Below are 21,127 nucleotides of genomic sequence, written 5' to 3'. Positions count from 1 at the left end.
CCTAGGCCAATCTTGTCAGGTGGCGCTGCATTACCGAACGGGCCTTGGCCGCGTCGCGATCCTTGATGGCGGCCAGAATGGCCGCATGATCCGGGTCTGAGCGCTGACGCCATTTGGCGGTGTGCAGATTGTTGAAATGCCACGTATACAGCACTTGCAGATTTCTGATCTCGGCGATCATGCGCGGCATGTTGCAGGCGGCGATGACGGCCATGTGAAAGCGCTGATTGGCGTCCTCCCAGTCATCGGCGGTGGTGGCACTGTCGCAGTCTTCGTGAACCTGTTCGATCTGCGCGATCTGGTTGGTTGTCAGGTTGGGGACGGAATGCAGCAACGCGACCGGTTCCAGAGCGCGCCGCATCACCCGAAGCTCTTGTATGGCGTTCTGATCCATTGGCGCCACACACATCCCCCGGCGCGGTACGGCAACCGTCAACCCCTTTGAGGCAAGGTTCAAAAGAGCTTCGCGCACGGTTACCTGGCTGACCCCGAACTCTCGGGCAATCAGGTCCTGCCGCAGCTTTTCACCGGGCTTCAGTGCCCCCTGGACAATCCGCGTCGACAGCTTGTCGGCGATGTCGTCCGATTTCTTGATCTGCTGATCCGACACCTGACCTCCGGTTCGTTTTCGTACCCTCACAGACGCTTACCGTCATGCAGAGGGTTGAGCAACAGAGCTGTGAACGGGTGCGTTTTCGCGGAAACCGACGTGACCTCGCGGCACTTGCGGCTGAGGTCCTGCAAGCAGGTTTCACAAACGCCAATCGCACGGCTAGGGTACGAGGAACGGTCTGCCGCAACAGTCTGAAAAGGGAACACCATGGATTTTGCCCCATCGCCTCGTGCTGTGGAATTCCGCGACCAGCTGAAACGCTTTATGGAGGCGCATATTTATCCGCGCATCCGCGACCACAAGGAAGAGATCGAGGCAGGCGATTTCCCAGTCTCATTCATGGAGGATCTTAAGGCGCTTGCCCAGGCCGAAGGGTTGTGGAACCTGTTCCTGCCCTCCTTGCGCGACGACGAACCTGGCGCACGGCTGACCAATCTGGAATACGCCCCTCTGGCCGAGTTGATGGGGCAGGTGACGTGGTCGTCCGAAGTGTTCAACTGTAGCGCGCCGGACACCGGCAACATGGAATTGCTGCACATGTTTGCCACGCCCGAACAGCGCGAGGAATGGCTGGTGCCGTTGCTCAATGGTGAAATTCGGTCGTCCTTTGCGATGACCGAGCCGGATGTAGCCAGCTCTGACGCGACCAATATCACCACCTCGATCCGGCGTGAGGGTGATGACTACGTCATCAATGGCCGTAAGTGGTTCATCACCAATGCCTGTCATCCGAATACCAGAATGTTCATCGTCATGGGCAAGACCGATCCGAACGCGGACCGGCACAAGCAGCAGAGTATGGTGATCGTGCCCAAGGACACGCCCGGTCTTGAGATCGTGCGCAACCCCACGATCCTGAACATGCACGATCCCGAGGGCCATGCGGAACTGGTCTTCAAGGACGTTCGAGTACCCGCCAGCAATCTGCTGGGGGAAGAGGGCAGTGGTTTTGCTCTGGCGCAGGCGCGGCTGGGGCCGGGACGTATCCACCACTGTATGCGCTCGGTCGGCGCGGCCGAAATGGCTCTGTCGCTGATGGTCGAACGCGCGCAGGAGCGGAAGACCTTTGGCAAACAGCTCTCGGAACAAGGCGTGATCCGGGAATGGATCGCTAAATCGCGGCTTGAGATCGATCAGGCGCGGTTGCTGACTCTGCAAGCGGCGTGGAAGATTGATCAGGTTGGGGCAAAGGCGGCCCGGCGCGAGATTTCGCTGATCAAGGTGGTGGCGCCCAATGTGCACGCCACCGTAACCGATCGTGCGATGCAGGTTTTTGGCGCCATGGGCATGACGCCGGATACGCCGCTGGCCGACAGTTATACCTGGGCGCGGGCGCTGCGCTATGCCGATGGTCCGGATGAGGTGCATTTGCAGGCCATCGCAAAGCAAGAGCTGAAAGAGTCGAACTTCGGCATGTCAGCACAGTGGCTGACACCGCCGAAGCGTTGATCTCTTACTTGCCCTTCCAGACCGGGTCGCGTTTTTCCGCAAAGGCGCGGGCGCCTTCCAGCTGGTCGTCGCTGGCGTAAAGCACGTCCACCGTGCGCAGCTGGCGCTTGGTGATGCGGTTCATCGCGTCCTGGAACTTGCTGTCTTCGGCATCGCGCACAACCTCTTTGATCGCGGCGTAGACCAGCGGCGGCCCCGAGGCCAGCAGGCGGGCCAGCTCCCACGCGCGGTCCATCAGCTGATCGGCGGCGACGATCTCGTTCACCAGACCCCAGTGGTTTGCTTCCTCGGCATCGAACCAGCGGCCGGTCAGCAGCAGCTCCATCGCGATGTGATAAGGGATGCGCTTAGGCAGCTTGACGCTGGCCGCATCTGCCACGGTGCCCGAGCGGGTTTCCGGCAGGGCGAAAGTGGCATGTTCTGCGGCCAGGATCATGTCCGCCGAGATCGCCAGTTCCAGCCCGCCTCCGCAGGCGATGCCGTTGACCGCCGCAATCACCGGCTTGTTCAGATCGCGCAATTCCTGCAAGCCGCCGAAACCGCCGACGCCATAGTCACCATCAACCGCGTCACCGTCTGCCGCGGCTTTCAGGTCCCAGCCGGGGCAGAAGAATTTCTCGCCCGCGCCGGTAAGGATGGCCACGCGCAGGTCAGGATCGTCGCGAAATTCGGCAAAGACTTCGCCCATTCTGCGGCTGGTGACCAGGTCAATGGCGTTGGCCTTGGGCCGGTCCAGCGTCACCTCAAGGATCGCCCCTTCGCGGCGGGTTTTGATCGGGTCCATATCTCAGGCCTTTCTGATGAGGGCATCCACCGCAACGGCCTTGTCGGGCGTGCAGAGGAGCGGGTTAATCTCGACCTCGCCAAGCGTGTCGGCGTTTTGCATAACATAGGCCTGAACGGCCTCTACGGCAGTGATGATCGCATCCATATCAGCCGCCGGTTGGCCACGATAGCCTGCCAGCAGCGGTGCAATTTTCAGCTTGCCAAGGGCGGTGCGGATGTCATCGGGTGTGCTGGGCACCAACAACGACGCGGTATCGCGCAGAACCTCAGTCAGCACACCGCCTGCACCCAGGGTGAGCACAAAACCGTGGGCCGGGTCGCGGACCACGCCAACCAGCAGCTCGGCAACGGTTCCGGTGATCATCTCTTCGACCAGAATCTCGTTGGTTCCTATATCGGCGGCAACAATTGCCACGTCGTCGGCCTGAACGCCCAGACGAACAGCAGAATGCTCGGATTTATGCGCAAGACCAACGCCTTTAACGGCGAAGGGTGCCTCCATTTCCAGCGCTGCGGCCTGGGCTTCTTCCGGGCCTCGCACGGTGCGGTTCTGCGGGATGCGCAAGCCACAATCGGCCAACGCCTGTTTGGATTCACCTTCGGTCAGGGTCCGGCTGGCCTCGGCGGTACCGGGCAGCCAGACCGGATGCGTGGACGGTGCCGTGACCTGAGCCGCCGCGCGGGTGGCGGCCAGTGCTTCGCGCAGGCCCATGAAGGGCACAACGCCACCGGCCGTCAGCTCCTCCGCGACGTCTTCGGGCAGCAGTTCCGGCAATGTCGCGGCAATCGCGAACCGCGCGCCGGTGTCGGCGCGGACTTTTAAGGCCGCACGCGAGGCGCAGGTCCAGTCGGTCGCGTCAGTTGTCGGATAGTCGACGATTGAGAAGGTCAGGTCGATATCGTCGCCGGTCATACCGGACCACGCTTTGGCCATCGCTTCTTCATCGCGCCAGATATAGGTGTGGTAATCCAGCGGGTTATTCAGCGCGACCATCGGCCCGAGCGCATCGCGCAGGCGGGCTTTCTTGTCGTCGGTCAGACGCGGGAAGGTCAGGCCGGTGCCCACGGCCATATCCGCGATCAGGCTGGCCTCGCCCCCCGAACAGCTGATCGAGGCGATGTTGCCGCCCGGCAGCGGCCCATAGCAATGCAGCAGTTTCAGCGTTTCCAAGAAATCGGGCAGGGCCGACAGGCGCGGGATACCCAGACGTTCCAACAAGGCCTGCGCCCCGGCATCGCTGCCGGCCAGAGAGGCAGTATGCGATACGGTGGCGGCCTGCGCCTGTTCGGATGCGCCGACTTTGAGCGCCACCAGCGGGATGCCTTTACCATGCGCCTTGGCGGCCAGCGCTTCCCATTCGCGAATGTCCTTGAAGCCTTCGATATGCAAGCCCACGGCGGTTACACGCGGATCGTCGATCAGGGCCGAGGCGATCTCGGCCTGGCTGGTCTGCGCCATGTTCCCGCAGGTCACCATATAGGCAATCGGCAGGCCACGTTTCTGCATGGTCAGGTTGATCGAGATGTTCGAGCTTTGCGTCAGGATCGCAACGCCCTTGTCCACCGGGGTCGCCCCATGCTGGTCCGGCCACAGCAGCGCGCCGTCCAGCGCGTTGATGAAACCATAGCAGTTTGGTCCCAGAATGGGCATGTCACCGGCCGCCGCGATCAGTTGGTCTTGCAGGTCTCCGCCCGTGTCATCTTCGGCCACCGCCTCGGAAAAACCCGAGGCGAAACACACCGCGCCGCCCGCGCCCATGCTGGACAGGATGTGAACCGCCTCGATTGTGGCATGGCGGTTGATGCCGATGAACACGGCGTCGGGGGCTTCGGGCAGGTCTTCGAGGTGCCCATAGACCGAATGACCCGCGATTTCCGTGGCCTTGGGGTGCACCGGCCAGATTTGACCCGCATAACCCATGCGTTCGGATTGCAGAATAACCTGTTGGCACCAGGCGCCGCCCCCAATGACGGCAATGGTTTTCGGGCGCAGCAGCCGGGTAAGATCTTTGTTCATCGACAGTCCTGATCGAGTCATTGGAAATGCCCCCGGCGGCGAGCGGGTCTGAACAGGATGAGAGCGTAACCTGCCGGAACCCACTCACCGCCGGGACGTGGTCTCATGCGCCGAGGGGACGCAGAAGATCGCGGCTGATGATGTGACGCTGAATCTCGCTGGTGCCGTCCCAGATGCGTTCGACACGGGCATCGCGCCAGAAACGCTCGATCGGGAAGTCATCCATCAGGCCCATGCCACCATAGATCTGCAGCGTGGTATCGGTGACCCGCGCCAGCGTTTCCGAGGCGTATAGCTTGGCCGAGGCAATCTCGCGGTTCGAGGGCAGGTTTTGGTCCAGACGCCACGCGGCGGCCAGGGTCAGCCAATCGGCGGCGTCAATCTCGGTGATCATGTTGGCGATCTGGAAGCCGATACCCTGGAATTTGCCGATGGGCTGACCGAATTGTTTGCGCTCGGCGGCATAGTTCAGAGCGTAGTCAAAGCAGCGGCGCGCGCGACCGACCGAGAAGGCCGCAACCGTCAGACGGGTGGCATAAAGCCATTCGTTCATCACGGCAAAGCCGCCATCAACTTCACCCAAAACCTGTGCGTCGGGCAGGCGGCAATTGTCGAAATACAGGATATAGTTCTTGTAGCCCTTGTGGCTGACCGAGTTATAGCCCTCGCGCACTTCAAACCCCGGTGTTCCACGATCCACCAGAAAGGTGGTGATCCGTTTCTTTGGCCCTTTCGGGGTCTCATCAACGCCGGTGGCGATGAAGACGATGAAGAAATCCGCGTGCTCCGCGCCCGAGATGAAGTGTTTGGAGCCATTGACGACCCAGTCCCCGCCATCGCGCACGGCCTGACATTTCATGCCGCGCACATCCGAGCCCGCATCCGGCTCGGTCATCGCCAGCGCGTCCATTTTCTCGCCACGTACGGCGGGCAGCAGATAGCGTTCACGCTGCTCGTCGTTACAGGCCATCAGGATGTTCTGCGGACGGCCAAAGAAGTGCGTTAACGCCATCGATCCTCGGCCCAGTTCACGCTCGACCAGCGTGAAGTCGAGATGCGACAGACCGGCGCCGCCAACCTCTTCGGGGAAGTTGCAGGCGTAGAAGCCAAGGTCGATACACTTCTGCTTGATCTTTTTGCCCAACTCATGCGGGACGTGACCGGTGCGTTCAACCTCGGCTTCGTGCGGGTAGATTTCGTTTTCGACGAAGCTGCGAACAGTCGAAACGATCATTTCCTGTTCTTCTGACAGACCAAACTGCATGGCGCGTTTCCTTAGATAGGTGATTGACGCAGGAAACGGCATTGCGCTTTTATGCGGCATGCAGACTTAGCCCCTAGTTGTGCAGAGTTGGAAAAAATTTGACCCGCCAATATAACATTCTGCTGTTCGATGGGTTCTCGAACCACTGCTTGGCCAACATGGTCGAGCCGTTGCGCGCCGCAAATACATTGGCGCGGCAGAGGCTGTATGCGTGGCACTTCTGCTCGATTGATAGAAGGCCGGTTGAAAGCTCCAGCGGTCTTGCCGTCACACCGAATGGGGCATTGAGTGATCAGCGCGGAGACGTCTTGGTAGTCATGCCATCTTATGGTTTTCTCAAGTTGGAAACGCGTGACACTATTCGCGCAGTGCTGTCGGCTGCGGGAAAACACAAGCAGCTGGCGGGTCTGGACACCGGCAGCTGGCTGTTGGCCCGGGCGGGGTTGCTGAACGATCACAGGGCGACGATTCACTGGGATGAACTGGCCCGGTTCGAAGAGACCTTTCCCTCGGTCAACGCGGTCCAGGAGCGGTTTGTCATCGACGGCAACCGGCTGACATGTTCCGGGGCGATGGCGGCGTTTGATCTCGCCTCGGCCCTAATTCGTCGAGATCACGGGCCGCTGTTGTCGATGGAGGTCGCGCATCTGCTGATGAGCCGGGGTGGTGCGGATCATTACACGCTGCCGCTCAAATCCGAGGACACTCTGGTCAACCGGGCGCTGACCTTGATGCAGGCAAACTTGGAAACACCTTTGACGATCAAGGACGTTGCCCGCAAAAGCGGCTGCTCGCAAAAGCGACTTGAAGGGCGGATTCAGGCCGAACTGAAGACCACGCCACAAGCGCTGTACCGGCGTCTGCGCCTGAATCTTGCACGTAAACTGGCGGAAGAAACGGAACAGTCCATCGCGGAAATCGCCGGTCGCTGCGGGTATGAGAACGCCAGCGCCATGACCCGGGCGTTCAAGGCGGAATTCGGTCAGACGCCAACAGCTTTCCGTAGCGGAGGTTGAGTCAGGGACAGGGTGTATTGCATTGCGAGCCCGAGAGCTTTCTGCACAGTGTCTAAGCAAACCCTGGTCGCAGGGCGAGACCAAACAAAGGAGACATGAAATGGCGCAATCCCCAGATGTCAACCGTCAGATCGTTTTGAACGAACGCCCCAGCGGCCGGCCGGACGAAAACACGCTGCGCATGGCCACGACCGAGGTTCCGAGCCCCGGACCGAATGAAATGCTGGTGCGCACTGTGTACCTGTCTCTGGACCCCTACATGCGTGGGCGTATGAACGATGCGAAATCATATGCAGAACCTGTGGCCATTGGTGGCGTCATGACTGCGCAGGTTGTGGGGCAGGTCGTGATTTCGAATTTGGATGGGTTTGAGGCCGGGGATTATGTCCTGTCCGGTAGCGGATGGCAGGACTATGCGATTTCTGACGGGACCGAAGCGATGAACCTTGGCAAATCTCCGAAAAACCCGTCCTGGGCTTTGGGTATCCTCGGGATGCCCGGCTACACCGCCTATGCTGGACTGTTGAAAATCGGTGAGCCGAAGCCGGGAGAAACTGTGGTGGTTGCAGCTGCTGCGGGTCCGGTCGGGGCGACTGTCGGGCAAATCGCAAAGCTTAAAGGATGCCGGGTTGTAGGTGTCGCCGGTGGTGCGGAAAAATGCGCGCATGTCGTTAAGAATTTGGGGTTTGACGCCTGTGTCGATCACAAGACGCCGGATTTCGCCGAGCAGTTGCAACAGGCCTGCCCGGACGGAATTGACGTCTATTTTGAAAATGTCGGCGGTAAGGTCTTGTATGCGGTGCTGCCGCTGCTGAACCCCTTTGCTCGGGTGCCGGTCTGTGGAGTCGTCGCCTGGTACAACCTGCCGGGATTGCCCGATGGGCCGGACATGGGCCCGGCAATCATGGGCACGCTGCTACGCATGAAGGTAAAAATGCAAGGCTTCATTATTTTCGACAGCTTCACACGCGCAGTTTATGAGGAATTCCGCCGTGATATGACCGGTTGGATCGCCGATGGATCTATCCAGTACAAAGAACACATGGTCGATGGCCTAGAAAATGCGCCGGATGCGCTGAACCAACTGCTCAGCGGCGGGAATTTCGGTAAAATGGTGGTCAATGTAGGGGCGTGACGTCCACCCCCAGAAATATGTTCACCCGACGCCAAGCGTCGGGTGAACATTGAACAGGTCCGAACTTTTACGCTGTTGTGCCCTTGATGCGGATGGCTGAGCCCAGCGAACCCGCGCACAGACCGACGACAACCGCAATCAAAAGCTCAATCGTCTCGACATTGGCAAAGTTCCAATGGGCAAAGACAAGCGTTTCCATCACGCCAACTGCGCCACCCATCAGGCCGCCCAGCCACACACGCCGTGTCATCATTCCCAGCGCAAGACCCAGAATACCTGGCAGGCTGATAATGTTGGCCCCGATTGTTCCCAGAAGTTCCAGCATATCTTGCCCCTCTTATTCCGCCTGATTGGTCAAGAATGACCGGATTTCAGCGCTGCCATCCGCCACCTGGTGCTGAAGCTTGCCCGATGGCGCGCCGGCCAGCTCCTCGGTGATCTGCTGATAGGTCTCAAGGTAGTTCGGCGGCAGTGTGTGTGCGATGCCCTGGTGGCAGTCGATGCAGGTCATGTTGTTGTCGATTGCGCGCTGGTGTTCAGACGCGGCACGGGTTTCCTGGATGGTAAAGTCCATGTAGTCGAAATTGTGACAGTTTCGGCATTCGCGGCTGTCTGACGCCTTCATCTTTTTCCAGACGGCCGAGGCCATGCTCAGCCGATGCTCTTCGTATTTTTCAGGCGTGCTGATAGTGCCTGCCAGCTCGTGGTAGACGTCCTTGACGGCCATGATCTTGGCCTTGATCTTGTGGTTCCACTCATGCGGCACGTGGCAGTCGGAACAGATCGCGCGCACGCCCGAGTGGTTATTGTAATGGATCGTCTCGCGATACTCGCCCAGGTTGGTTTCCATCGTGTGGCACGAGGTACAGAATTCCTCAGTATTGGTCAGTTCCAGCGTCCAGTGGAACCCGCCCCAGAACAGGATACCGGCCAGAAAACCTGCCAAGATCAAAAAGCCCGAGCTGAACATGACAGCCGGTGTCCAGATTGCGTTCCAGATGCGGCCTATCCATCCGCGTTTTTCGGGGGAGTCTGCCATGTTGGTGCTCCTTTCAGACTTGCGTTGGATTAGTTGCCGGACGAGGGTTCAAAAACGTTGTCGACCAACGCAGGAGCATCCGCCTGAGGCACGTGGCACTGGTTGCAGAAATACCGGGTGCCTGCGACTTGGTCCAACTCGTTGCCGTCGCGATCCAGATAATGGGTCATCGACAGAGTCGGCGCGTTGCGGTCGCCGGCTTTGGTCCAGTCATGGCAGGAAAGGCATTGATTGGTGCGCACGTCGATCTGGTACTGCTCGACCGAATGCGGGATCAGTGGCGGTTGTTGACGATAGTTGCGCTGCATCCGCCCTTCGACATCCTTGTGGATCTGGTGCAGGGGGATGGGTTCATCCACCTCCGCCCCGCGCAGGGTTTCTACCTGGGCTGACTGGGCAAGGGCGAACCCGCTCAGGAGCAAAACGGGGATCAGGGTAATTCCGCCTGTCACGATTGATTTTTTCATCTTGGCACTCCCTTAGATAGGTCTGGCTTCGCGCGGCTCAGGCGCGGGAACTGGATCGGAAGGTGCGACGACGTGGTCGTCGAACCGGTGAGTAAATTTGAAGACATCGACGGCGCATACATCGATACAGCGACCGCAATTGGTGCAGTCCGGCGACAGGATCAGCGGTGTCGTGCTGGGCTTGCCCTTCAATGCGGGCGAAATGATCTGGTTTTCGGGGCAAACCGCATAGCAATCCATGCAGTCATCGCAGGCCGTCCGATTGGCGGCGCTGACACGCAGCAGGCTTTTGCTGCCGATCAGGCCATAGAAGGCGCCGACCGGGCAGATATGGCCGCACCAGCCGTGGCGCGCGACGACCAGGTCAAATACGAAGATCGCAGCAATCAGCGCCCAGACAAATCCGGCGCCGAAGATCAGCCCGCGGTGCAGCATGGTGATCGGGTTAACCAACTCCCACGCGATCACGCCGGTCAGGCCCGAGACGATCAGAACTGTCGCCAAAATCCAAAGACGGGTGTTGCGTTTTGGTTGCCAGCCTTTCGGCAAATCCAGCCGGCGGTGCAGCCAGTTTGCCGCGTCGGTCACCGGGTTGATCGGGCAGACCCAGGAACAATAGACGCGGCCGCCGATCAGCGCATAGGCGACCAGTACGATCACTCCACCAAGCAGGGCGGTCAGTTCGGGCCAATGCCCGGCCACGATGCTCTGCAACAGAACCAGAGGATCGGTCAGAGGCAGCACACCAAGGGTCAGCGATCCGGCAAGGGTGCCCTGTACGACCCAGATGCCGAACCAGGGGCCCAGCAGGAACAGGGCCAGAAAGAACAGCTGACTTGCTCGGCGTAGCAGCAAATAACGGTGCGCGCCGATCCAACCTTTGGTGGCCTTGGCCTCCTGTCCGACCGGCAGGTGGGTGCGGGCGCTCATTGTCCTACCCCCGGAAGATCATAGGTGGGAGCAAAACCGCCCGGTGTGGCCAGATTGTCCGTGCCCGGCCCCGGCAGGCGGTCGGGCAGGTCGATGAGGCCGTCCACAAGGGGGCCGCCATGGGTCTCTTTTTCTTCCCAGCCTTTGCGGTAGTGGTCCGCACTGCTGCCGCGCGCCAGTCTTGTGGGCAGAACCTTGATCGCGGCTTCGGGCAGAACGCAGCTTTTTTCGCACATGCCGCAACCAGTGCAACGATCCGCATGGACAGTCGGAATGAACATCGCATGGTGACCAGAGCGGTCATTGTGTGCGGTTTCCAACGTAATCGCCTCATCAATGACAGGGCAAACACGATAACAGACGTCGCAGCGCAGCCCGAGGAAGTTCAGGCAGTTCTCCTGGTCGACCAGAACCGCCACGCCCATTTCTGCGTCATCGATATTGTCCAGCCCCGGGTCCAGCGCACCGGTGGGGCAGGCGGCGACGCAAGGTATGTCGTCGCACATTTCACACGGCACGTCGCGCGCCGTGAAATAGGGCGTGCCAGTTGCAACGGCATCGGCCCCAAGTTCGGCCAGTTTCAAGGTGTCGTAAGGGCAGTCCCGCACGCATAGCCCACAGCGGATGCAGGCCGACAGGAACTCCTGTTCCGGTAACGCGCCGGGCGGGCGCAATGCCTCGGCCGGCAGCGCGCGGGCATCGCGGGCCAACCAGGCCAGCAACGACCCGGCGACCACGCAGCCGCCTGCCGCGCGTGCCGAATCCTGCAGGAATCGGCGCCGTTGCGGCGAGAGAGGAGTACCGGTCAGGGACATGGGGACTACCTTTGCGATCCTTCCCGGTTACGCGCGTTCTACCTTACACGCGCATTTCTTGAAGTCGGTTTCTTTCGACAGCGGGCAGGTTGCGTCCAGCGTCAGCTTGTTGGTCAGCTGATGCTCGTCGAACCACGGCATGAAGACCAGACCGCGCGGTGCCTTGTTGCGCCCGCGGGTCTCGACCCGGCTGGTGACCTCGCCGCGACGCGTCGACAGAACAATTTCCTGACCGCGCCGCAGACCCCGATCCTTGGCGTCCTGCGGGTGCATATAGACGACTGCGTTCGGGTAGGCGCGGTGCAGTTCCGGTACCCGGCGCGTCATCGAGCCTGAATGCCAGTGTTCCAGCACGCGACCGGTACACAGCCACAGATCGAATTCCTCATCCGGTTCTTCGGCGGCGGGCTCGTAGGGGGCAAAGATGATATTGGCCTTGCCGTCCTTCTTGCCGTAGAACTTCACGCCTGCGCCTTCGGGCACATAGGGGTCATAGCCCTCGCGGAAGCGATAGAGCGTCTCTTTCCCGTCCACGACGGGCCAGCGCAGGCCGCGGGCCTCGTGATAGGTTTCGAACGGGGCCAGATCATGCGCATGGCCGCGCCCGAATTCGGCGTATTCCTCGAACAAGCCCTTCTGGACGTAATAGCCGAAATGCTCGGATTCATCATTGTCAAAGCCTTCGGCGGTCTCGGACAGGGGGTATTTGTCGATCGCACCATTGGCGAACAGCACCTCATACATGGTCTTGCCGCGATGCTCCGGCATGGTGGCCAGCAGTTCCTCGCCCCAGACTTCTTCTACGGTAAAGCGTTTCGAGAATTCCATGACCTGCCACAGGTCCGACTTGGCCTCGCCCGGTGCTTTGACCTGCTGCCGCCAGAACTGGGTGCGGCGTTCGGCGTTGCCATAGGCGCCTTCCTTTTCGACCCACATTGCGGTGGGCAGGATCAGGTCGGCGGAAACGGCTGTGACTGTCGGATAGGGGTCGGATACGGCGATGAAGTTTTCCGGGTTGCGATAGCCGGGATAGCCTTCTTCGTTGATGTTGGGCGCGGCCTGCATGTTGTTGGTGCACTGCACCCAATAGGCATTCAGGTCGCCATCTTTCAGTTTGCGGTGCTGCAGCACGGCGTGGAAGCCGGGCTTGGCCGGGATGGTGCCAGCGGGTACGTTCCAGGCGGTTTCGCAGATTTCACGGTGTTTGTCGTTCATCACGACCATGTCGGCGGGCAGACGGTGGGCAAAGGTGCCAACCTCACGCGCGGTGCCGCAGGCCGAGGGCTGACCGGTCAGCGAGAAGGGTGAGTTGCCCGGTTCCGAAATCTTACCGACAAGCAGGTGCACGTTGTACATCAGCGAGTTCACCCACGACCCGCGGGTGTGCTGGTTGAAGCCCATGGTCCACAGGCTCATGACCTTGCGGTTCGGGTCGGCATATTGCTTGGCCAGTTTTTCCAGCCGGTCGGCGGGCACGCCCGAAAGCTCTGCGGTGTATTCCAGTGTGTATGGCGCGACCGCTTCGGCATATTCTTCAAAGCTGATCGGTTCCATCTTGCCGACATTGGGGTTGGCGGCCTCTTGCTGCAGCGGGTGGTTGTCGCGCAGGCCATAACCGATATCGGTAGCGGTTTTGGTGATGTTGACGTGGTTTTTGACGAACTCTTCGTTCACCGCGCCGGTCTGGATGATGTAGTTGGCGATATAGTTCAGGATCGCCAAGTCGGTCTGCGGGTTGAAGACCATGCCGTTGTCGGCCAACTCGAACGAGCGGTGTTCAAAGGTCGACAGTACATGCACCTCACATCCCGGTTTGGTCAGGCGGGTGTCAGTCAGGCGCGACCACAGGATCGGGTGCATCTCGGCCATGTTAGAACCCCAGAGCACGAAGGTGTCCGCGTGCTCGAGATCGTCATAGCAGCCCATCGGCTCGTCGATGCCGAAGGTTCGGATAAAGCCGACAACGGCCGAAGCCATGCAGTGGCGTGCGTTGGGGTCAATGTTGTTCGACCGGAACCCGGCCTTCATCATCTTGGCGGCGGCATAACCTTCCCAGACCGTCCATTGGCCAGAGCCGAACATGCCGACGCTGGTCGGGCCTTTCTTGGCCAGAGCCTCTTTCCATTTTGCGGCCATGACATCGAAGGCTTCGTCCCAGCTGACTGGCTCGAATTCACCGTTCTTGTCATAGACGCCGTTCGATTTACGCAGCAGCGGCGTGGTCAGGCGATCCTTACCGTACATGATCTTAGACAGGAAATAGCCCTTGATGCAGTTCAGGCCGCGGTTGACTGGCGCGTCCGGGTCGCCCTGGGTGGCGACAACGCGGCCGTCCTTTGTGCCGACCAGAACCGAGCAACCTGTGCCGCAGAAGCGGCAGGCCGCCTTGTCCCAGCGGATATCGGGGGCCCCGGTTTGCGCATTGGCCTGACCGGTGGCCAGAGGGATGCCTGCGGCTGACGCAGTGGCAGCGGCCGCTGAGGCCTTGAGAAATGTCCGGCGAGATTCTGAAGTAGTCATAGCGTGAGCCTCCGGCTGGTGGTTTGGCTTGGGGCCTCGGGATGCGGAGCGCTTTCCGCGAGATCCTCGAAATGATGATAAGTCAGCGTCAGTGAAATCACTCCGGGGATCTGATGCAGATCCATGATGATCTCGGACGCAAGGCGGTCGGGTGTGTCTTCGACAACGATGACGAAACGGCCATCTTCTGCTTGGGCATGAACTTCGACGCCCGGCGTGTCCCGCATCGTTTGCGCGGCGGCGTCGGTCTGTTCTTGTGCGACATGTGCAAGGCAACCGCAGATATTCATTGAACCGTTTCCATTTGAGTTATTGGCCGACGTTCAAACGCGACAGCATCGACAGGGCAGAGCGCCACGCAGGCACCGCATCCATTGCAGGTCTCAGCATCCAGTGCGGGTTCCGCCCGTCCGCCCAGTTGCAGCCTGAACCGGATGGCATTCTGCTCGCAATTGTCCTGACAGATGCGGCAGCTGACGCCGTTCATGGACAAGCACGAGGCATCCAGAATGGCTGCGCGCCAAGACCAGTCGGCCAGGCGTTCGATTTGCAGGGCATCCGTCGGACAGGCCTTGGCGCAATCGCCACAGAACGTACACGGATCGTCGCCGGGCTGAAACACCGGAAAACCATCCTGGCCAATCGCAATCACGTTCTCGGGGCAGGCCTCGGCGCAGTCTCCGCATTTGGAGCACTGATCCACAAAGCCCGGCACGACCGAACCCGGCGGTCGAACAGTATTACTGTCCTCCCGGAACATGCTGGCGCTTAGAAACGCCCGGCGGCTCGTCATCTGGCTCATTCGGCTGGACTGTTCGCGTTTGATTCTTTTTCTACGGTACCTCAATAGCGTTTCTAAAGGTGATGAATTTTGATCCAGATCATAAACGAGAGCTTTATTTTTCATCGCTTTGTATACCTCTGATTGTTCCGGATTGCCGCTGCGGTTGCGAGGGGAAGAATGGGTCAACGGTTCGCAGCGGTTCTAGCGAAGAATCCGCCTAAACGCCCCTGCCGAGGGCAAAACACCATTGTCAATTTTTCTTGCTATGCGGCATTGCGGCATTGAGTTTGAGTCCCATATCGAAACTCAGTATGCTGCGTTGCAGAATGCACGGAAGGGTGGGCTGAATGTTCAGACTGGACGGAACCAGAGCGGTTGTCTTCGGTCTCGCCTATCACCTGCCATTGGCGAAAGGTGTCAACGCCTGAAACCGGACTGGGAAAGGAAGAGGCTCATGATTTCGAATGTCCAGAAGACCTCGCTGAAACTAGGTTCAGAGATGGCGCAGGATGCGGCAGCGGTACAGGACCGGACGTTTGATATTGTGACCCGTGCGCTGGATCAGTCGGGGGTGCAGTGGCACCTGCTGGCCAAATCTGTGCGGTTGCAGTCGACAAAGATCGCCGAAACTCACTCGGAACGCACCCGTGACCTGATACAGGGATTTGCCGATGTGTCGCAGCGCCTTGAGGGTTCGCAATCCATGGTAAAAGACTGGGCGGCCTATCTGAAGGACGCCTCGCAGCGGGTGGTGTTGACCATGGACGCGCTGCGCGAACGTGGCGATGTGTTTCTGGAGCATGAGGCTGCAGGCTGCCCCCCGGTACTGGTTTATGACTACGAGATCATAGTCGACGGAAAGTCCCTGAAACGCGCCTGCAATTACCAATTGCTGCGCATCCTGCCGCCCAAGGGTGTGACAGTTGTGGATACGAAACGCCCCTATATCATCATTGATCCGCGCGCGGGTCATGGTGGTGGGATCGGGGGTTTCAAGCAGGACAGTCAGGTGGGCGTTGCCCTGTCGAAAGGCCATCCGGTGTATTTCGTTAGTTTTGGGCGTGATCCGGTGCCCGGCCAGACCCTTGCCGATATCATGCACGCCGAGGCCGGTTTTGTCCGCACCGTGCGGGCGCGCCACCCGGACAGCCCTCAGCCCGTGGTGACGGGGAACTGTCAGGGCGGATGGGCGACCTTGCTGATGGCCGCCTGCAATCCGGACCTGACCGGGCCGTTGATCCTGAACGGTGCGCCGGTTGCGCCGTGGTCAGGCGAGGTGGGCGAGAACCCCATGCGCTACAACGCTGGCGTTCTGGGGGGCACGTGGCAACCGATGCTGTGGTCCGACCTGGGTGCGGGCACGTTCGACGGTGCTAATCTTGTGATGAACTTCGAACAGTTGAACCCCAGCCGGAACTATTTTGGCAAGTATTTCGACCTCTATCGCGACCCCGAAGCGGGCTGGAAACGCTTCATCGACTTTGAACGCTGGTGGGGTGGCTATTTCATCCTGAACGAGGCAGAAATCCACTGGATTGTCGAGCAGCTGTTTGTCGGAAACCGGTTGGTCAAGAACACCGCGCAGTTGGAGCCAGGTGTTCCGGTGGACATCAAGGAGATAAAGGGCCCGATCTTTGTCTTCGCCAGCCAGGGCGATAACATCACTCCACCGCAGCAGGCGCTGAACTGGATTGCCGCCACTTATGCCGACGAAGAGGAAATTCGTCTGCGCGGGCAGCGGATCATCTACATGCTGCATGACGAGGTCGGCCATCTGGGCATTTTTGTTTCGTCCAAAGTGGCGCGCAAGGAGCATACCGAGCTGGCCTCGACTCTGGAAACGGTCGAAGCGATGGCGCCAGGTCTCTATGAGATGGTGATCGAGAACATAGAAGGAGAAGGTCAGGACAAACGGTTTGAGGTTCGGTTCCATGACCGTACCCTGGAAGATGTGGCCGCGCTGGACGATGGGCAGGAGGACGAAGCCAGCTTTGCCGCCGTGGCGCATATGTCCGAGGTGCAGGCCAATGTCTATGAAACCTTCGGGCGTCCGGTTGTTCGGTCCCTGTCCACACCGATGGGCGCGAAGGCCTTGCGCGATCTGCACCCCCTGCGCGTGCAGCGGGCTGCCATGTCCTCTGCGAACCCTGTAATGAAGGGCGTGGAGCATCTGGCCGATACAGTGCGCGAGCAGCGCGAACCTGCCGCGCCGGACAATCCTTTCCTTGAGCTTGAGAAACTGACCGCCGATTGGATCGAACAGGCCATGGATCTGAACCGGGACCTGCGCGATGCGTGGTATGAGGCCGCGTTCTTTACGCTCTGGGGTGGGCCACTGGCGACCTGGTTCGGTAAGAAATACGCGGCGCACCGCACCTTGCCAGACCCTGAATCCCTCCGCTCGTTGCCGCAGGTCGAGGCTGCGCTGGCGCATATGAAACAGGGCGGCCTGCCCGAGGCTGTGATCCGCCTGCTGATCCTGCTGGGTGCCAGCAATCAGAGCTTCCGGGCCGAGATTCTGCACCGATGGGCACATGTGTTCAGGAATGAAGCACCCTTCAAGAATCTGACTGTCGAACAACGTCAGCGGATGTTGCACGAACAGAGCGTGATCGTGACTATTGACGAACAGGGCGCGATGGGCTCGTTGCCCGATCTGCTGCCGCGTGCGTCTGAAAGAAAACAGGCTGTGGATCTGATCAAGCGTGTTCTGGGCGATATCCCGGACCCGTCGCCCGAACTTGTAGGGATGGCGCAGGCGCTGTACGAGACACTCGATCTTGCTGAGGTTGAAAAGAAATCCGATGCCACGACCAAGCCTGCCCCCAAATCCCGGGCGCGCAAGGCTGCTGCAGTGAACAAGGCCAAACAGCAATGAAGATAGAAGAAAACCGCACTTACGCGCAGGTGGAAGTAGGCGACGAAGCGCAGGTGACGCGCCTATGTACGATCGACGACCTTTACGCTTTTGCTTCGGCATCGGGCGATCACAACCCGCTGCATTTGGCGGGCTACGACGGCGATGGCGACGGCCGCCCCGAGGCAGTTGCCCCGGCCCTGTGGCCGGCTGGTCTGATCGCGGCGGTTCTGGGTAACATCCTGCCCGGCGCGGGAACGCAGACTCGGTGGGCGAACCTGTCTTTCCACCTGCCTGTTATAGCCGGCGACGAAGTTACCGCTTTTGTCACCGTGACTGAAAAGCGCGAGGATGGTGATTTGCTGTGTGCCACCGAAGTGCGCCGCGTCGGCGATAATGCTCTGGTTCTCAGCGGCGAGGTTCAGGTGACGCCGCCAGCCAAGCACATGACCTTCGACTCGGTGGAGGTGCCCGGCCTGATCGTTCAGCGCCACCGTCACTTCGACGCGCTGATCGCACAGGCCGCGCCGATGGACCCGATGCCCACCGCAGTGGTTGCCCCGGAAGAGCCGAACTCGCTGGGGGGTGCGCTGCTGGGCAAGGCCAAGGGCATCATCACGCCGATCCTGTTGGGTGACCCGGACAAGATCGCCGCTGCTGCGGCCGAACTGGGTGCCAGTCTGTCGGGGATCGAAATCATCGAGGCCAACAGCCATGAAATCGCTGCCCATCGCGCGGTTGACCTTGTGGTCGAAGGCAAGGCGCAGACCTTGATGAAGGGGCATTTGCATACGGATGTGCTGCTGCGCGCGGTGTTGCGTCGGGACAGGGGGCTGCGGACAGGGCGGCGCCTGTCACATGTGTTCGTAATGGATGTGCCTGGCATGTCACGGCCTATTATGGTGACGGATGCGGCAGTCAACATCGCCCCCGACCTGGAAACCAAGGCCGATATCGTACAGAACGCTATCCACTTGGCGCATTCCATCGGGATCGAAACGCCGAAGGTTGGCGTTTTGTCGGCGGTTGAGACGATCAACCCGCATATGCCCTCGTCTGTGGATGCTGCGCTGCTGTCGAAAATGGCCGAGCGCGGGCAGATCACAGGCGGTCTGGTCGATGGCCCTCTGGCGATGGACAACGCGATTGATCTGAACGCGGCGCGCACCAAGGGCATTACCTCCGAGGTCGCCGGAGCCGCGGATATTCTGGTGGCTCCGAATATCGAGGCGGGGAATATGGTGGCGAAACAGCTGACCTATATCTCGCACGCTGAGGCGGCGGGGATCGTTGTTGGTGCCGCTGTGCCAATCATTTTGACATCACGGGCGGATGATGACGCGTCGCGGCTGGCTTCTTGCGCTGTTGCTGCGCTGCATGCACGGGCGAACAAAGGTAAAATCCATGGCTGACCATGTCCTGGCGTTGAACGCCGGATCTTCTTCGTTGAAATTTGGGCTGTATGAACTGGGCGAGGGCAACCGTCCCAGAATGCGGTGGCATGGCCAGATTGAACGCTTGGGGGATGCTCCTCGACTGTTGGCGGAATCCTCCGGAGGGCGGTCAGTCGACCAGCCGCTTACCGACGCCAAAGGGCATGATGGTGCCATTCAGGCCTTTCTGGATATGGCACAGGAGTATCTTCCGGACATTCACATCCGCGCTATTGGTCACCGGGTCGTTCATGGTGGAACCGTTTATTCCGAGCCCGTGCGGATCGACGAAAAAGTTGTTGAAACACTGGCCGAGTTTGTTCCTTTTGCCCCGCTGCACCAACCCTATAGCCTTGCCGGAATTCAGGCGGCCAGCGCCGCCTTTCCCGACACGGTTCAGGTTGCCTGTTTCGACACTGCCTTTCACCGGACACACCCGTGGGTCAACGACACTTTCGCGTTGCCGCAAAGCTATTATGACAAGGGTGTGCGCCGTTACGGGTTTCATGGCCTGAGCTATGATTACATCACGCAGAAACTGAAGGAAATTGCCCCGAGCCTGTATGACGGCCGCGTGGTTATCGCCCATCTGGGAAACGGGGCATCTATGTGCGCGGTCTCTGGTGGACGGGCGCTTGCCTCGACCATGGGCTTTTCTGCGCTGGACGGATTGCCGATGGGCACCCGCAGCGGACAGCTGGACCCAGGTGTCGTGCTTTACATGATGCAGCAGGAGGGCATGAGTGCAGATGAAATCGCCGAAATGCTCTATCGCAAGTCTGGCCTGCTTGGCCTGTCGGGAATGTCGTCCGATATGCGCACTCTTTTGGCTGCGGAAACGCCCGAAGCGCGTCGCGCGATCGACTACTACGTTTTCCGTATACGCCGTGAACTTGGGGCGTTGTCCGCCGCGCTGGAAGGGCTGGATGCCTTGGTTTTTACAGGCGGGATAGGCGAGAACGCGGCTCAGATCCGACAAAGGGTTTGCGAGGGAATGCGCTGGATCGGGATCGAGATGGATCCCAACAGAAACGCCGATGGCGGCACGGTTCTTTCGACTGACTTCAGCCGTGTTCGAATCCTTACGATCCCAACGAACGAAGAGATGGTGATTGCCCGCGCCGCAGCGCGAATGATGTAAACGCTCTATTGGTCCGGCTTGTTTTTTCGCCGCCGGGCGTATCTGACCAACATCCCCAGGATCGTGCTGATGACATCGGGCGTCAGCGCGCCCAGCGGGTCGCGCCTGAGGCCTGCTACGGTGCCGCGCGCCTCGGACAGGGTGTCTTTGATCTCGGTCTCGATGTCCTGCAAGGCCATGTCGCGCAGCTCCACCGCCGCCGTTGTATCGGCCTGCGCGTTCTGCGTATTGGCCACCAGCGCAAGGATCAGCGCCAGCAGCAGGTTGGCCCCGGCCATAATCAGGGCCGCCAGCGGTTTTGACAGGATTGCAGACAGCCAGAAAAACCCGGCCACATTCAGCATGATGACCGCCAGCCCTACGGCCAGCCCCGCTGCGGCATAGAAACCGGTGCGACGTGCGGCCACCGCCACATGGCGTTGCGCGATCAGCCGTTCGGCGCGCAGAATGATCGAGATATTGCGGGAAATGCGGCTCATGATCTGGCTCCTACCGGGACCGGCCTAGCAAATAGCCAAGCGTGAAAATACCAAGCGCAAACAGGATCGGTCGTTTTTGCGGCAAGTCTTCCAATTCGGTCAGGGCTTCTTCCAACTGACCGGACCAGTTGTCGAAGTTTTCAGCAATTCTGTCGGCCACTGTGTCATGCGGCTCTGGTTCAGGTGCCTGTTGGCTGGCCGCCTTTTGCTCGTCCAATTGGCGGCGCAGATCGGCGACCTGGGCTTCAAGCTCGGCTTTCGTGACCATGGGACCGGTCCTCTTGCAATGGGTGCGCGCGGGTTGAGGCTAACACCCTCAACCCCGGCTTCAAGGACCATGTTAATGCGCTTTTCCGGTTTAGGAAAAGGGACTTATCTTTTT

At 60.0% G+C, this 21,127-nt stretch carries 20 protein-coding genes; 6 read left to right on the top strand and 14 right to left on the bottom strand.

Annotation, left to right across the window (positions count from 1 at the left end):
• Position 1: 1 nt before the first annotated feature.
• On the bottom strand, positions 2–610 hold the full coding sequence (locus tag ACR1XY_RS07345; protein ID WP_480591513.1) for a GntR family transcriptional regulator: 609 nt from the start codon (positions 608–610) through the stop codon (positions 2–4).
• 210 nt (positions 611–820) lie between these two features.
• On the opposite strand from ACR1XY_RS07345, the gene ACR1XY_RS07340 reads away from it, so the two are divergent.
• Positions 821–2,062: an acyl-CoA dehydrogenase family protein gene (locus ACR1XY_RS07340; protein ID WP_480591511.1), complete on the top strand. Its 1,242-nt coding sequence runs from the start codon at positions 821–823 to the stop codon at positions 2,060–2,062.
• A gap of 4 nt (positions 2,063–2,066) precedes the next feature.
• Here the strand turns inward: ACR1XY_RS07340 and ACR1XY_RS07335 are convergent, their stop codons facing one another.
• From ACR1XY_RS07335 to ACR1XY_RS07325, 3 genes are all read right to left on the bottom strand, one after another.
• Entirely contained in the window at positions 2,067–2,846 is a 780-nt protein-coding gene (locus tag ACR1XY_RS07335; RefSeq protein ID WP_480591508.1) for a carnitinyl-CoA dehydratase, read from the bottom strand.
• Positions 2,847–2,849: 3 nt separating this feature from the next.
• Positions 2,850–4,865, bottom strand: a complete 2,016-nt coding sequence (locus ACR1XY_RS07330; protein ID WP_480591504.1) for an acetate--CoA ligase family protein — start codon at positions 4,863–4,865, stop codon at positions 2,850–2,852.
• 103 nt (positions 4,866–4,968) lie between these two features.
• Positions 4,969–6,129: an acyl-CoA dehydrogenase family protein gene (locus ACR1XY_RS07325; RefSeq protein ID WP_480591497.1), complete on the bottom strand. Its 1,161-nt coding sequence runs from the start codon at positions 6,127–6,129 to the stop codon at positions 4,969–4,971.
• A gap of 98 nt (positions 6,130–6,227) precedes the next feature.
• Here ACR1XY_RS07325 and ACR1XY_RS07320 point away from each other — a divergent pair, with 98 nt between their 5' ends.
• Both ACR1XY_RS07320 and ACR1XY_RS07315 read left to right on the top strand, forming a co-directional pair.
• Positions 6,228–7,145 carry a GlxA family transcriptional regulator gene (locus tag ACR1XY_RS07320; protein WP_480591494.1) on the top strand — a complete coding sequence of 306 codons (918 nt, stop codon included), beginning with the start codon at positions 6,228–6,230 and terminating at the stop codon, positions 7,143–7,145.
• 100 nt (positions 7,146–7,245) lie between these two features.
• Positions 7,246–8,280, top strand: a complete 1,035-nt coding sequence (locus ACR1XY_RS07315; RefSeq protein WP_480591491.1) for an NADP-dependent oxidoreductase — start codon at positions 7,246–7,248, stop codon at positions 8,278–8,280.
• Between the two features lie 67 nt (positions 8,281–8,347).
• Here ACR1XY_RS07315 and ACR1XY_RS07310 read toward each other — a convergent pair whose 3' ends face one another.
• From ACR1XY_RS07310 to napF, 8 genes are read right to left on the bottom strand one after another with little or no spacing between them, the layout of a single operon-like run.
• A complete protein-coding gene (locus ACR1XY_RS07310; RefSeq protein WP_480591488.1) occupies positions 8,348–8,605 on the bottom strand; it encodes a hypothetical protein in 258 nt (85 codons plus the stop codon).
• 12 nt (positions 8,606–8,617) lie between these two features.
• Positions 8,618–9,319 carry a NapC/NirT family cytochrome c gene (locus tag ACR1XY_RS07305; protein ID WP_480591485.1) on the bottom strand — a complete coding sequence of 234 codons (702 nt, stop codon included), beginning with the start codon at positions 9,317–9,319 and terminating at the stop codon, positions 8,618–8,620.
• Between the two features lie 29 nt (positions 9,320–9,348).
• The gene (locus tag ACR1XY_RS07300; RefSeq protein ID WP_480591483.1) at positions 9,349–9,786 is read right to left on the bottom strand and encodes a nitrate reductase cytochrome c-type subunit; all 438 of its coding nucleotides are present in this window, start codon (positions 9,784–9,786) and stop codon (positions 9,349–9,351) included.
• A 12-nt stretch (positions 9,787–9,798) separates the two neighbouring features.
• On the bottom strand, positions 9,799–10,716 hold the full coding sequence (gene napH, locus ACR1XY_RS07295) for a quinol dehydrogenase ferredoxin subunit NapH (RefSeq protein WP_480591480.1): 918 nt from the start codon (positions 10,714–10,716) through the stop codon (positions 9,799–9,801).
• Positions 10,713–11,531: a ferredoxin-type protein NapG gene (gene napG, locus ACR1XY_RS07290; RefSeq protein ID WP_480591477.1), complete on the bottom strand. Its 819-nt coding sequence runs from the start codon at positions 11,529–11,531 to the stop codon at positions 10,713–10,715. The genes napH and napG overlap by 4 nt, the downstream gene beginning before the upstream one ends.
• Before the next feature lie 27 nt (positions 11,532–11,558).
• The gene (gene napA / locus ACR1XY_RS07285; protein WP_480591474.1) at positions 11,559–14,051 is read right to left on the bottom strand and encodes a nitrate reductase catalytic subunit NapA; all 2,493 of its coding nucleotides are present in this window, start codon (positions 14,049–14,051) and stop codon (positions 11,559–11,561) included.
• Positions 14,048–14,341 (bottom strand): chaperone NapD, encoded by a 294-nt coding sequence (locus tag ACR1XY_RS07280; RefSeq protein WP_170326570.1) that lies wholly within the window; start codon positions 14,339–14,341, stop codon positions 14,048–14,050. Before ACR1XY_RS07280 ends, napA begins: the two co-directional genes overlap by 4 nt.
• Complete coding sequence (gene napF, locus ACR1XY_RS07275; RefSeq protein WP_480591470.1) at positions 14,338–14,853, bottom strand: ferredoxin-type protein NapF; 516 nt, start codon at positions 14,851–14,853, stop codon at positions 14,338–14,340. Before napF ends, ACR1XY_RS07280 begins: the two co-directional genes overlap by 4 nt.
• Positions 14,854–15,289: 436 nt before the next feature.
• Here napF and ACR1XY_RS07270 point away from each other — a divergent pair, with 436 nt between their 5' ends.
• From ACR1XY_RS07270 to ACR1XY_RS07260, 3 genes are read left to right on the top strand one after another with little or no spacing between them, the layout of a single operon-like run.
• Complete coding sequence (locus tag ACR1XY_RS07270; protein ID WP_480591467.1) at positions 15,290–17,713, top strand: DUF3141 domain-containing protein; 2,424 nt, start codon at positions 15,290–15,292, stop codon at positions 17,711–17,713.
• Entirely contained in the window at positions 17,710–19,104 is a 1,395-nt protein-coding gene (locus ACR1XY_RS07265) for a bifunctional enoyl-CoA hydratase/phosphate acetyltransferase (protein ID WP_480591465.1), read from the top strand. The genes ACR1XY_RS07270 and ACR1XY_RS07265 overlap by 4 nt, the downstream gene beginning before the upstream one ends.
• Positions 19,097–20,266, top strand: a complete 1,170-nt coding sequence (locus ACR1XY_RS07260) for an acetate/propionate family kinase (RefSeq protein ID WP_480591462.1) — start codon at positions 19,097–19,099, stop codon at positions 20,264–20,266. The genes ACR1XY_RS07265 and ACR1XY_RS07260 overlap by 8 nt, the downstream gene beginning before the upstream one ends.
• 5 nt (positions 20,267–20,271) lie before the next feature.
• Here ACR1XY_RS07260 and ACR1XY_RS07255 read toward each other — a convergent pair whose 3' ends face one another.
• Positions 20,272–20,745, bottom strand: a complete 474-nt coding sequence (locus ACR1XY_RS07255) for a hypothetical protein (RefSeq protein WP_480591459.1) — start codon at positions 20,743–20,745, stop codon at positions 20,272–20,274.
• A 10-nt stretch (positions 20,746–20,755) separates the two neighbouring features.
• Positions 20,756–21,013 carry a hypothetical protein gene (locus tag ACR1XY_RS07250; RefSeq protein ID WP_480591456.1) on the bottom strand — a complete coding sequence of 86 codons (258 nt, stop codon included), beginning with the start codon at positions 21,011–21,013 and terminating at the stop codon, positions 20,756–20,758.
• Positions 21,014–21,127 lie beyond the last annotated feature (114 nt).

This window comes from Ruegeria sp. AD11(2025) (assembly GCF_056542405.1).
This window is presented reverse-complemented; position numbering and strand designations above follow the sequence as displayed.